This window comes from Methanobacterium sp., assembly GCF_038562635.1.
GTDB lineage: Archaea > Methanobacteriota > Methanobacteria > Methanobacteriales > Methanobacteriaceae > Methanobacterium_D.
Map to the genome: position 1 here is coordinate 1,794,971 of NZ_JBCFBO010000001.1, position 12,048 is coordinate 1,807,018.

The 12,048-nt window shown below is 35.8% G+C and carries 12 protein-coding genes; 3 read left to right on the forward strand and 9 right to left on the reverse strand.

The genetic code is table 11. The features are described from left to right. The first annotated feature begins 292 nt into the window (after window positions 1–292). Window positions 293–1,063, forward strand: a complete 771-nt coding sequence (locus AAGU07_RS08660; RefSeq protein ID WP_342458708.1) for a V4R domain-containing protein — start codon at window positions 293–295, stop codon at window positions 1,061–1,063. A 10-nt stretch (window positions 1,064–1,073) separates the two neighbouring features. Here the strand turns inward: AAGU07_RS08660 and AAGU07_RS08665 are convergent, their stop codons facing one another. From AAGU07_RS08665 to AAGU07_RS08690, 6 genes are all read right to left on the reverse strand, one after another. Next, window positions 1,074–2,684, reverse strand: a complete 1,611-nt coding sequence (locus AAGU07_RS08665; protein ID WP_342458709.1) for a metallophosphoesterase — start codon at window positions 2,682–2,684, stop codon at window positions 1,074–1,076. Between the two features lie 219 nt (window positions 2,685–2,903). Next, window positions 2,904–3,590: an HAD family hydrolase gene (locus AAGU07_RS08670; RefSeq protein WP_342458710.1), complete on the reverse strand. Its 687-nt coding sequence runs from the start codon at window positions 3,588–3,590 to the stop codon at window positions 2,904–2,906. A gap of 402 nt (window positions 3,591–3,992) precedes the next feature. After that, a complete protein-coding gene (locus tag AAGU07_RS08675; protein WP_342458711.1) occupies window positions 3,993–4,226 on the reverse strand; it encodes a rubredoxin in 234 nt (77 codons plus the stop codon). A 68-nt stretch (window positions 4,227–4,294) separates the two neighbouring features. Beyond that, complete coding sequence (locus tag AAGU07_RS08680; RefSeq protein ID WP_342458712.1) at window positions 4,295–4,429, reverse strand: hypothetical protein; 135 nt, start codon at window positions 4,427–4,429, stop codon at window positions 4,295–4,297. Between the two features lie 240 nt (window positions 4,430–4,669). Further along, complete coding sequence (locus AAGU07_RS08685; protein WP_084689138.1) at window positions 4,670–5,089, reverse strand: ferritin family protein; 420 nt, start codon at window positions 5,087–5,089, stop codon at window positions 4,670–4,672. A 24-nt stretch (window positions 5,090–5,113) separates the two neighbouring features. Continuing rightward, on the reverse strand, window positions 5,114–6,337 hold the full coding sequence (locus AAGU07_RS08690; protein ID WP_342458713.1) for an FprA family A-type flavoprotein: 1,224 nt from the start codon (window positions 6,335–6,337) through the stop codon (window positions 5,114–5,116). A 165-nt stretch (window positions 6,338–6,502) separates the two neighbouring features. Here AAGU07_RS08690 and AAGU07_RS08695 point away from each other — a divergent pair, with 165 nt between their 5' ends. Continuing rightward, window positions 6,503–7,303: a V4R domain-containing protein gene (locus AAGU07_RS08695; RefSeq protein ID WP_342458714.1), complete on the forward strand. Its 801-nt coding sequence runs from the start codon at window positions 6,503–6,505 to the stop codon at window positions 7,301–7,303. 17 nt (window positions 7,304–7,320) lie between these two features. Here the strand turns inward: AAGU07_RS08695 and cobI are convergent, their stop codons facing one another. Then, window positions 7,321–8,025, reverse strand: a complete 705-nt coding sequence (gene cobI / locus AAGU07_RS08700) for a precorrin-2 C(20)-methyltransferase (protein WP_342458715.1) — start codon at window positions 8,023–8,025, stop codon at window positions 7,321–7,323. A 142-nt stretch (window positions 8,026–8,167) separates the two neighbouring features. Here cobI and AAGU07_RS08705 point away from each other — a divergent pair, with 142 nt between their 5' ends. Further along, window positions 8,168–9,946, forward strand: a complete 1,779-nt coding sequence (locus tag AAGU07_RS08705) for an ATP-dependent DNA helicase (protein WP_342459363.1) — start codon at window positions 8,168–8,170, stop codon at window positions 9,944–9,946. Window positions 9,947–9,981: 35 nt separating this feature from the next. Here the strand turns inward: AAGU07_RS08705 and AAGU07_RS08710 are convergent, their stop codons facing one another. After that, window positions 9,982–11,202 (reverse strand): hypothetical protein, encoded by a 1,221-nt coding sequence (locus AAGU07_RS08710; RefSeq protein WP_342458716.1) that lies wholly within the window; start codon window positions 11,200–11,202, stop codon window positions 9,982–9,984. Between the two features lie 23 nt (window positions 11,203–11,225). Then, window positions 11,226–11,693: a YbhB/YbcL family Raf kinase inhibitor-like protein gene (locus AAGU07_RS08715; RefSeq protein WP_342458717.1), complete on the reverse strand. Its 468-nt coding sequence runs from the start codon at window positions 11,691–11,693 to the stop codon at window positions 11,226–11,228. Window positions 11,694–12,048 lie beyond the last annotated feature (355 nt).

Sequence of the window (12,048 nt, forward strand, 5' to 3'; positions counted from 1 at the left end):
GATGATTCAGAACTTTTCCTACCAAATAGTTCAAATTTCATGTTTTTCCTCCATCTTACTGTGTTCGTCTGCATACGAATGTTTCATTATCTACGAACAATAGCATATATAATTTTCGGTTTTGTTTCATAGTGCACGAACAAAGTATATAAAGAACACCAACATACTTTGTAAACAAGAAAAGTTATCTTATTCAAAAAAATATGATTATCAAAAAAGTTAATATTTAAACATATCATTTTATCTAGGACTAAAGTAGAACTAGATATAAACCTTAAAGAGAGGCTATCTTATGAAAGACACGAATCAAAAAAAATCCCACGATACCCAAATCGGATTATTTGCAACATCAAAGGGTATACGAGCCATAGATAGTCCCGTAAAGTCTAAAATATTATCAATGCTTAGAAAAGGAGAATTAAGCTTTGATCAGATAGTAGCTTCATCTGGAAAGGCCAAATCAACTGTATCAGTACACCTCAAAAAACTGGTAGATGAGGGAATAATCGATTCAAAGCCTGACCCTCAAGATGCACGTAAAAAGATATTTTTTATAAAATCAGAATATATCGGCGAATTGGCACGAAATAAAAAACAGGAAGACGATTTAGAGAGTTACGTCTCCAGCTATGTTTTAAGCGACGGAGACCCGTTCGAATTTTTCAGATTAATGTTTAAGACCATACGTGTAGGCCTAATAAACCAGGGTATTAATATTGACCCCATACTTCACGATGCAGGGATCAAAGTAGGAAAAGCACTATATGAAAGAGTAGCTGACCCCGAAATGAGCAAATTCCTCGGAAATATCGCCCAGTTCTGGGAAACCCACTATCTAGGTAATGTTGAAGTTAAAAATCTTGAACCTTTAATAATTAACGTCAGCGAATGCTATGAATGCAGGCATTTGCCTTACCTTGGAAGACCTGCATGTGCATTTGATGCAGGAATATTAGAAGCTCTTTTTTCATCTTATTACAATGATAAACGAGCCGTTACTGAAACAAAATGCTATGCTATGGGCAATAAATACTGCTGCTTTGTTATAGACAAAAATGAATAGTCAATAAAGACTATTTCAAATTTGTGAGCACTTCAGAACCTAATTTTTTAATATCTCCACTTTGAGAGTATTGATAAAGACCCGCGTATGCAGGAGCTGAATCTTCACTTTTTGGAGGTATAATAACAGCAAATGTCATGGTACATTCATTTTTATCTATCCAGGTACCTGAATTTATATAGACATTCTTTTCCTGTTTTTCATTGAAGGATGTTATGACACGTGCCTCATGAGAATGTCCAAATATAACTATCCTCTTATCAGAATTAGGGTTATTGAAATACTGGACAGATGATTGATCATCAAGATGACTGGCCAAAGCTCCTTTCAAAACTGCTTCTGATGTAGGTATTTTAACAGGGACTAAATTATTAGTTTGCCTTTCCTCCCAACCTTCAATAACTCCCTTATGTAATTTAACATCGATATAACCATTATCTAAATTCTGATATGGTAACACATCGCTTATTGAATAAAAGCCAGTAAATCCATCTATATTTGTGTTTATGACCTTTTCATCGAGCCCTTCTTTTACAGGTAAATCTGTAATAAGGCCTTTCCAGACATTCCAGTAAAGGAAATAAAGATACTGAACCTCTCCAAGTTCATTTTTATTAACAACAGGTAATGGATCATCTCTTTTAGGGCGCCCCTGAATAACTGAACTTGTTGCCATCCTTGTAAAGATATATCCCGGAGGCAGTATGGAATCTGTTTGAGTTATAGATCTGTTTGAAAAATCAGGTGCACAGTAGAAATTATATCTATGTCCATGTTCAACAACTATTTCAGGGAAATCTCCAGGAGTATATGCCCCCAAACCTTTAACATCACGGGCTTCAAATATTCCCGGCATGATGCTTTGAATATCTTCGGAATTTATCAATAAATCATGATTTCCAGGTACATATGTCACCTTTATTATGCCTTCTTTTATTATACGGTTAAAGGCATCCATCACAGGTTTATTGTTTACAGCCACTGCCTTTACAAAGTCCCGCTGTGTTTTTCCATTAAATGTATCCAGATTCATCGGAATAAACCATTCATCGATTAAATCACCGGCTATAACCAGTTCTTTGACATTTGGTGAAGTTCTAACTTGATCTAAGAACTTAACCAGGGCCTCCCTGTTTCTGTTAATTTCAGCGTAGCTGTCGTTTGCACCTAAATGGAGATCACTTATACATAATATCAACGTTCTTTGATTGTTTAAATCCAAAATGCCCTTTGAATCCAGATTAAATGAGTAATCTACAGCAAAGTAATTTGTAAATTCTTCTTTTAAAGATGTTCCACTTACAGATTTTACTCCGCCCTTTATGTGAAGTTTATACTCTTCCCCTTCAGTAAAGTTTGTATTGTCAGATTTACTGATATAAAGAACAGATGATGAATTTTCATCAGAACCTACTATAATATCTTCTTCTATCTCTTTCCCATTAGATTTAACTTTATAAAGTTTTATTCCATCTGAAACTGTATCCATATCTAAATTCTCGCTGAATACTATATTTAATTTCCATGTAGGGCCAATGATAGATGGATCTTCTATTTTATCTGATAAAGGAATCTCTGTTTCTACATTTAGCAGTAGTTTAACTATTTCTTTAGAATTCAAAGGACTAACCTCCTAAGTTAAGGTGTAAACCTAAGCACACTATTTTATTAATTAAATTAATTTTATAGACAAATATAAATTCTCAAGCTTCCATTTAAACATTTCTTTTTATACATCTCCAAAAAATAAGATTATAATTTATTTAATAAAAGGAGCATAAACCGATTAAGAAAAATAACGCTTAATAAAATGATTTACAAATTAAAAGAGTTAATTATATCATTTATAAAGAATTTCCATGATTTTATCCGTGTTTTTAAAGTTTTCTACAACGTAATCTGCCCCACAATCCACTAATTCTTTAACACTGTACATTCCAGTAGCCACTGCTATAGTTTTAAGGTTATATGCTTGAGCTGCTTCTACATCACGAGGAGTATCTCCCACGACAAAAATTTTATCCCCCTTAAATCCAAACTGGTTTTTTGCAATGTTTAAAGCTTTTTTAACCATTAATGAACGGTCAGCGTTGTCGCTTCCAAAACCTCCAAATGAGAAGTAACTATCAAGACCTGCCCTTCCTAGTTTAGCGTGGGCTATAGGCTCTAAATTTCCTGTTACTAATCCTAAAAGCACATTTTTGCGCTGGAGCTCCTCTAAAAGTTCAACAGTTCCCTCAAATACATGTATATCTTCACACTGTACATTTTTCAGGTAGTAATCAGCCATGAAATCCAAACAGTTTTGGAAATCTTTCTGGATTTCTGCTGTAGTTAATCCCCCTAATGTTAATATTTCCTGTAAAATTAGTTTATCACTTTTACCTGCGGCGTTTACACTGTGTACATAATCTTCCATGCCGTAAAATTTCTTAACACCTTCTATATAAGCTTTATAATGACATTCCGCTCCCTGAACTAATGTTCCATCGATATCAAACAGCATTAAAATATTATTTTGAACCATTGTTACCATCTATAATTTTTTAACTTTTGAGATGAATTATAATTTTCAACTTAATATAGTCAACCCACCACTTCAGCCATCTTTTTAAATTCAATTATTTAAAGTTCATTTTTGATAATTAACCCTATAAATATGATTTAAGAAGATATAGGAATATTAAAAGCAGATCAAAGGAAATTTAATGATGTATATAGTCAAATAAATTTTATTTAACGCTCCTGTCCATTATTATGTGCATGGTTTATACTTCATTAACATGTTATATTGAAAAAAAACAAAGCTTGCAAAAACTATGTTTTTGCAGCTATTTAAAATAGTTAAGAAAATTCCCCAATATTAAAAAAAACAAGTAATTTTTAGTGAATTATAAAAAAATCAGGTTTTGAAATTTCCGTGGAGCCATTATTTCTTTAATTCTTGAATGAATATACTGCTTATTAAAGACATAATTCGGCCATTTTCATGATAATTTAGTTTTTTATTTTCCAGAGGGTAAAAATAATTTTTTTCTATGCCGCATACAGGGCAAACCCAATCTGATGGAAGATCCTCTAAATCAGTCCCTGTTTCAATTCCATTTTCAGGATCTCCATTAGCTGGATCGTAAATATAACTGCATACATCACATTTATACATTTATATCACCCGAATAAGGAGGGAATGAGAGAATAAGACAGAAGCGGTAGTCTCATTTATTATTTCTCTCATGAATTTGAAATTGTGTAAGGAGAGATATAAACCCTCGAAAATCTTTCAAAATTTCGATTTAAAAGATTTTCTGGGCCCTCAAAATTCATAGAATTTTGAGCAACAAGGAACGGAGGCGGTATTGTCCTCATTAACATCTCTCCATAACTTTAATTATGTGATAGAGATTAAGTCTATGCAATATGCTCTTGATTTAATCTCTCAATGAATTAAGCAGCGGAGAGAACTTAGATGAAGGGTGGTAGGTTAATTATCGTACAGTATCTCTCCACAAAGTTAATTCAATTAAATAAGGGAGAGAAATAGGTGATCTTTAAGAATCTCTCCCAATTTTGGCATGAGGGAATTGATGATAAACTGAAGCACATAGTTTATTTAAAATATCTTTCTAAAATTCCCTCTAGCATTTTAGCATGGCGGCCTTCATCCCTTGAGCTTTCATCAAAGAAATCATGAGCCGGGTCAATATCACACTCTTTAGCTTTTTTAGCTGCGGCTTTCTTTTCATTGTTAGCCATTGTTTCACCATTTAACATCATTTCAATGTTTTCTTTGAGGGAAGGCTTAATAATTCCACCAAGTTCTGCAAAATGGGAAGCGTGGTTAGCTTCATCCAGTGCAATTCTTGTCAAGACTTCGCCTACTTCTGGAAGGCCGTCTCTTTGTGCCTGGCGGGCCATAGCCAGGTACATTCCTACTTCCTGGCATTCTCCGTTAAAATTGGCCTGAACTGCTTCTTCTATATCTGTGTTTTTACAAATTCCAATTTCGTGTTCGTTTATTATTTCCATTTTAATCTCCTCTATTCCAATTTATTAAAGCCCTTTTATCTCCTGAGCAAGTTTTTTACCTGTCTGGAAGCATTTTTCCAGTTCATCTGCATCAGGTACGTAATATATTTCGTATTGATCTTTTACATCGAATCCACAGTTTTTAAGCTCTTCAGCTAATTTTTTAGGTGCTCCGCCTTCACCACCCATTGATCCAAAGGTCACAGCAAGGCGTTCTCTACCTGTTCTGTTGAACTTAAGGCCGCGGAGGTAAAATATTAAATCTCCTACACTTGGGAACGGTTCATCGTAAATTGTTGGGGCTCCCAGAGCTATCGCTTTACTGTCAAGAATATCTTTCACAATTTCGCTCCTTTCATCTTCGTGGAGGTAATATACTTTTACATCTACTCCTTCACTCATAGCTCCATTTGCTATTGCATGGGCCATCTGCTGGGTTGAATAGTGCATGGTGTCATATATAATGGTTATTTTATCTTCGCATTTTCCAGTGGCCCAATCGCTGTATGCACCTATTACTTTCATTGGATCGGTCCATATCTGCCCGTGTGCAGGGGCAATCATCTTGATTTGTTCAAGAAGGCCTAAATCAGTGACTTCCTGGAATTTTTTAAGTACCAGTTTTGATATTGGGGTGATTAAATTGGCATAAAATTTTTTAGTGGCATCCATAAGCACGTAATCTGGTATTTCATTATCATAAAGCTGTGGGAAGCATAAGTGCTGTCCAAATGCATCATTAGGGAATAAAATACCTTCTTCTGCGTACAGTGTAAACATGCTGTCAGGCCAGTGTAATAAAAATGCATCTAAGAAAGCAAGAGTCTTTCCTCCTAAATCCAGAGCGTCACCAGTTCCTACTGTAACGAAATTAACGTCTGAAACACCTGGGAAATGTTTTTTAAGCCCTTCAACTGCAATTTCAGTACAGTATACAGGTGCTTCCGGGAATTTTTTGTGCAGTTCTGTTAAGACTCCACTGTGGTCTTTTTCAACGTGGTTCTGTACAATCACATCAACTTTAAATTCTCTACCTTCCTTCTTGCAGGCGTCTTCAACACGTGCTATTAATTCTGGAAATGTTCCAGGGTAAGAATTATCTATTAAAGCTGTTTTATCTTCCCCAAAAACCATGTAAGCATTATAACTGGTTCCATCAAGTGTGTAACCATGATATGTTCTTAAATCCCAGTCTAATACTCCAACCCAGTATACTCCTTCCTTAATTTTCATTGACTCTGCTTTCATATTTTTGTCCTCCGTTTTAATATTTTAGTTTGGTTTTATTCTGACTGTATGGTACTATGCGAACTAATTCTATATAAGTTTTTCTGTTTGGTTTTTTCCGAACGTATTGATATACCCGAACTAGTTATATATGATGAAAATCATATTCTCTAAACGTGATTGGTAATGGCTAAAAAAAATCAGAAGAAACAGAAGAACACGGGCGTGAAACTATTCTCAACTGAGAAAGGAATAAATGTCATTAAAAGCCCCATGAAAGCTCAAATATTGTCTTTACTTGAGAAAAATGAAATGAGCTTTGACCGCATCGTGGAAAACACAGGCAAATCCAAATCCACAGTTTCAGAGCACCTTCAAGCCCTGGTAGACGATGGAATAATTGATTACAGGCCAGATCCAGAAGATCGACGGAGAAAAATATTTTATATCAAATCACGCCACTTAGGAGATGTATCTTCTATAAAAGAACTTGAAGAAGGTGCAGAACATTACTTTGCAGGAGTTTCCAATTACAAAGATCCATTTGAATTCTTCAGGCTCATGTTTAGAACCATCAGGGTTGCTCTATTAAAAGAGGGCATAAATATAGATCCTTTACTGCACCAAGCAGGCATAAAAGTTGGGGAAACAGTTTACAATGATCTAGAATCATCAGATACAGAAGAATTCATTAAAAACATTGCAGAATTCTGGGAAGGAAATAAATTAGGGCGAGTTAAAATTGAAAGTACTGAGCCTATAGTTATAAATGCCTACGACTGCTTTGAATGTGAAGATTTACCCCAGATTGGAAGATCTGCATGTGCATTTGATTCAGGAATATTGGAAGCAATTTTTTCAAAACACTTCGGCCATGAAGTTAACGCTGATGAAGTCAAATGCTACGCTAAAGGCGATGACTACTGCTGTTTTGTAATAAAAGAAAAGGAACTTGGAAATCCCGATTATAAAAGTTTAACATCGTAAAATAGTGAAAACATACACTACTTCTTATTATTTTTAAATTTAACAATGGTAGTGGATAAATACTTCTTATCCTCTACAAATCCATTAAATATCTTTTCATCCTTCATGCTGCAGTTTTGAACAGATATTATTTCTTTATCCCTCTTATCCTGATTTATAATGTCTTCAAGCATATCAGAGTGCCTTGATGTTTTCATTATAACAAATGTATCCCCACATGCCATAATCTGGGATAACCTTTCATCTACCTTCGGCACTATAACAATGATCTCATCTTTTTCTGCAAGCTGCATTTTTGCACTTGCCGCACACCCTGTAAATGAGGTTATGCCTGGAATTATCATTGTTTCAAAGTCCATGCCTTCAATTATCTTGAACACGTAAGAGAATGTACTGTAAACAGAAGGGTCCCCTAATGTTATAAATGCAACATCCAGTCCTTTATTCAATTTCTCAATTATAACATGTGCAGCATCGGCCCAATACTTTTGAAGCTCATTTTTGTCTTCAATCATGGGAAAAAGAGGTTCCAAAGTTTCATACTTGCTTTCACGATCATTTAAAACCGGATTTATAATTGATAATGCCACACTTGGCTTTGATTTTGAAGATTTAGGTGCACATATTACATTGACTTTATTCAGTGCCTTTACGGCTTTTACTGTTAAAAGATCAGGGTCTCCAGGCCCCACACCTATACCTATGAATTTGCCTTTTTTCATGAATTTACCTCAAATATAATCTTTAATATCTTTAAATCTTAATTATTAGCTTTAAAATAAGATTAAATTGTATTATTGACTTATTTAAATAGATAATATATGGAACTTACCTATTTATAACATTATTAGAATATAAATGATTATGGATAATGGCTTTTTTTGCAGCGAATGTAAGATGATAAAACAGCGATGCATTTGCTCTACAAAGAAATTAAAGGAAAACAAATCAACAGGAATTCCAAGAGATCACATAGCTAGTCTTAAAATGGAAAATCCCAGTGTAAAAAATAGAATACTAAATAATTTTCCATTTGAAGAACCAAGGGAAGGACAGCTGGAGATAATATCAAAAATTGACAGTGCAATCGAGGAAGGATACAAATATATAATCCTTGAAGCAGGGACTGGAACTGGAAAATCAGCGATAGCAACAACGCTTGCAAGGATGTATGAACCTGCTTATATCCTCACCATGACAAAACAGCTCCAAAGTCAGTACGCAAATGAATTCAGCTATCCTTTAGTTAAAGGAAGAGGAAACTTCTCATGCAAGTCTGGAGATTTAGAGATAAGCTGTGATAATGGAATGTGTCAGACAACCCCCAGATCACAGAAATTTTCCTGTGACTTTGGTGTAACCAAAACTGAGGGTGATGAAGCTCATTTTGCATTTGAAGATGCAGGAGGATTTCCATATTACTTCAAATCCCTGGACAAATGCAGCTACTGGCAGCAGAAAGCAGATGCCGCAAACAGCGACATAACCCTGATGAATTATGATTATGCACTTCTTGAGCTCAATTACGTGAGGCACTTTCCAAAAAGGAATTTCATGGTGCTTGATGAAGCCCACAACATCGAAGATAAGCTCATGCGCAGGTTAGAGGTTAATTTACTAAATCAAAGTCTTGAAAAAGATATTAAAAAAACGATACCTCCACAAATGCTGAATTTCGAAGACCCCGAAGAGTGGATACTTTTCGTTGAAATTCTCCATGATGCCTACAAAGAGATCAACACTAAAAAACTTCCCAAAAATAAGGGCGATAGAATAGTTAGTACTCGGTTTAGACTGCGCGAACTCCTGACTAATTTAGAAGAGCACGCTGAAAACTGGGTTATAGACCCTACCCCTGGCGGAGTGTCATTTAAACCATTGAAAATTGATGTATATGCACAGAATATGCTGTTTAAACATGCAGATATCTGTCTTTTTATGAGTGCAACTATCCTGGATCATCGTTTATTCTGCAAATGGCTTGGAATTGACTATAAAGAGGCTTATCCCCTTAAAATCAAAAGTAATTTTCCAGCATCAGGACGGCCGGTTTATATAAAACCCGTTGGGAACATGTCCCAGAGATCAATTAAATTTACCGCACCTAAAACACTTCCAATCCTTAAAAGGATCATGGATCATCACAAACATGAAAAAGGGTTGATTCACACACATAATTATAAATGTCAAAAATATATAATGGCTAATCTAAAAGATCCACGGTTAATGGGCCACACTTACATAAATAGAGAAATGAAACTGCAGCAGTTCGAAAAAACAGATAAACCAATGGTGCTTGTAAGCCCGTCAATGAGTGAAGGTGTAGACCTCCCCTACGAAAAATGTCAGTTTCAGGTGATTTATAAAATACCATTCCCTTACCTTGGAGATAAACAGGTAAACAGCAGGAAGAAACATGACCCCAAATGGTATGCTTATAAGACCATTATGACTCTTATTCAAGCTTATGGGCGAGGAATGAGAGCAGAAGACGATTTCTGTGCAACTTATATTTTAGACAGGAATATTAAAATGCTGTTTAACAATCCACTTTATAAGGCACTTGTCCCAAGATCATTTAAAGAAGCCATCGCCTTGGAGGAAGAATGGCTAATTACTGACAATTTTGAGGAAGAATACTAGCTAAACCTTTACCAATCCTTTCTTTACATTTTAACTTATTTTTCATATTTTAAAATCCACAGCCCCTGATTTTTATCTGTAATATAAATAAAGCCCCGCCTGTCAACCAGTACATCTTCAGTTTGTGTAACCAGTTCCCCCTCAGGCATTGGACCATAACGTTTTCTTGGCTCAGGAGGCATAAAATATCCAACCTCAACTGGCAAACGTGGATCTTTGACATTATAGACCCTCAAACCAGCATTGAAATGGGCAATATAAAATAATTTACCCTGTTTTTCCACATCCTTGTTGTGCTGCAATATATTAATATTATGCGGGCCTGACCACCCTCCTTTTTGGAAAAAATCGTGATATAGTGCATTTTCAGGTGGAATTGGCTCAGGGAACAATGACAGCAGCATAGGATTTGATGAGTCTGAAATATCCACAATTGAGGCATGATGTAACGGCCCTTTACCATATGACGTGTCCTCCGAATTAACATATGCAAGCCCTTTTTCAGGTAAAGGAAGCACGCTGTGCATGCCGAACTGCAAGTGGAATGGTGGACTAAAACTCAAACGGCTTACTTCCACAGGTTTAGATACGTCACTGATATCAAGTATAATCATGCCCTCCGATCCATAAGGTAAGTATGCCCGGTTATCCACTACATATGGGGGCCCGTGCAATGATATATAAGGATTATGTGGCTTTTCTCCACTCGCTGTATGCTGTCCCGGCGCCCACCACCTTCCATCTTCGACTGGTTGGGCTGGATCGTTGATATTAATGATCACATAAATGTTTCCATCATATCCCGGCATTCCTGCCGCTAAATGTACATAACTACCTCCCGAATAAAAATTCCGATGGGTACCAGTTCCTCCGGTGCGAAATTGCCCTAATTTTCTTGGATTAACAGGATCACTGATATCCCATATGAGCACGCCTTCATCAAAGGGCTCATTGGGATTTCCTCCAAAGTTCGGAAATATCTTCTCCAGTGCAGTGATCATTATGTTATCTGATACTTCCATTTGAAGAGTAAAAGTATTTTCTGGACCGGAAATGAACTTAGCCAATTTAGGCTCTGTTGGATCTGTAACATCTATAATACTCCATCCAGAATGCCAGAAATGCCCAGTATAAAGATACCACCTCCCATCATGTTCACGTATTGACATTTTAAAGGCGGGTCTCCCATCTAGATCACTGTATCCAACCACTTGGACGTTACTTGCCACAAATCCTTGAGGAAGTTCTTCCTTCATTTTATCCCCTTTAATAAACACAGTTATAACTCGTAAATTCCAACGAGACGAGCCTGTACAGTGACATGGTCAGCGATAGCATCTAACAGCTGTTCACGAGTTAATCCCGGTTTTAAGTTAAGAACCTTGTCAAGAGCATATAACCAGAAGTAATAATGATGGGGCCCGTGTCCTGGAGGCGGAGCTGGACCTCCCCACCCCTGTTCTCCATATCCAGTGGTGCCTTCTGTAAAAGCCTTTTTTCCTTCACCTTCAGCAATGCCTGTGATATCTGCAGGTATACCATATACAACCCAATGGGTAAATCCATAAGGAAGTGGAGCATCGGGATCATGGCAAATTAATGCAAATTCTTTCGTATCAGGTGGAGCACCGCTCCACTCCACTGGAGGAGAAATATTATCCGCATCATATACATAACATTCTGGAATACGCTCCAGAGGGTCAAAAGCAGGGCTGTGTATTTGGAGATCTCCTAAATTCAATGCCATAACAAACCTCCTTTAAAAAATATTTCAATTTTAAATATTTCAAGTTGAAGAAGTATTTCTGGTTTGTATTATGTAATTGATTTTTCATATGATCTATTATAATCCAAATCCATAATCCACGCTCCTATGTCCTGATAAAGAATAATTTAAAGCTTTAATATATTGTAAATGATGATAACATCCAAAATTATCAAATAGATACACATATCAAACTAGTATTAAATATACTGTTTATTTTCCAGTATAAATTGATAAAAAGCCGCTGTAATTAAGTTGTAATTTAAAAACTATTTTATAATGAACTTATCTTCAGAGGCAAAAAAGATTTCAGGTAAATGGGTAAGACAACATAATC

Excerpts from the sequence above, each read along its gene's own strand:
- AAGU07_RS08660 (WP_342458708.1), top strand. The coding sequence starts at position 293 with ATGAAAGACACGAATCAAAAAAAATCCCACGATACCCAAATCGGATTA.
- AAGU07_RS08670 (WP_342458710.1), bottom strand. The coding sequence starts at position 3,590 with ATGGTTCAAAATAATATTTTAATGCTGTTTGATATCGATGGAACATTA.
- AAGU07_RS08675 (WP_342458711.1), bottom strand. The coding sequence starts at position 4,226 with ATGTATAAATGTGATGTATGCAGTTATATTTACGATCCAGCTAATGGA.
- AAGU07_RS08680 (WP_342458712.1), bottom strand. The coding sequence starts at position 4,429 with ATGAGGACAATACCGCCTCCGTTCCTTGTTGCTCAAAATTCTATGAAT.
- AAGU07_RS08685 (WP_084689138.1), bottom strand. The coding sequence starts at position 5,089 with ATGGAAATAATAAACGAACACGAAATTGGAATTTGTAAAAACACAGAT.
- AAGU07_RS08690 (WP_342458713.1), bottom strand. The coding sequence starts at position 6,337 with ATGAAAGCAGAGTCAATGAAAATTAAGGAAGGAGTATACTGGGTTGGA.
- AAGU07_RS08695 (WP_342458714.1), top strand. The coding sequence starts at position 6,503 with ATGGCTAAAAAAAATCAGAAGAAACAGAAGAACACGGGCGTGAAACTA.
- cobI (WP_342458715.1), bottom strand. The coding sequence starts at position 8,025 with ATGAAAAAAGGCAAATTCATAGGTATAGGTGTGGGGCCTGGAGACCCT.
- AAGU07_RS08705 (WP_342459363.1), top strand. The coding sequence starts at position 8,168 with ATGGATAATGGCTTTTTTTGCAGCGAATGTAAGATGATAAAACAGCGA.
- AAGU07_RS08710 (WP_342458716.1), bottom strand. The coding sequence starts at position 11,202 with ATGAAGGAAGAACTTCCTCAAGGATTTGTGGCAAGTAACGTCCAAGTG.
- AAGU07_RS08715 (WP_342458717.1), bottom strand. The coding sequence starts at position 11,693 with ATGGCATTGAATTTAGGAGATCTCCAAATACACAGCCCTGCTTTTGAC.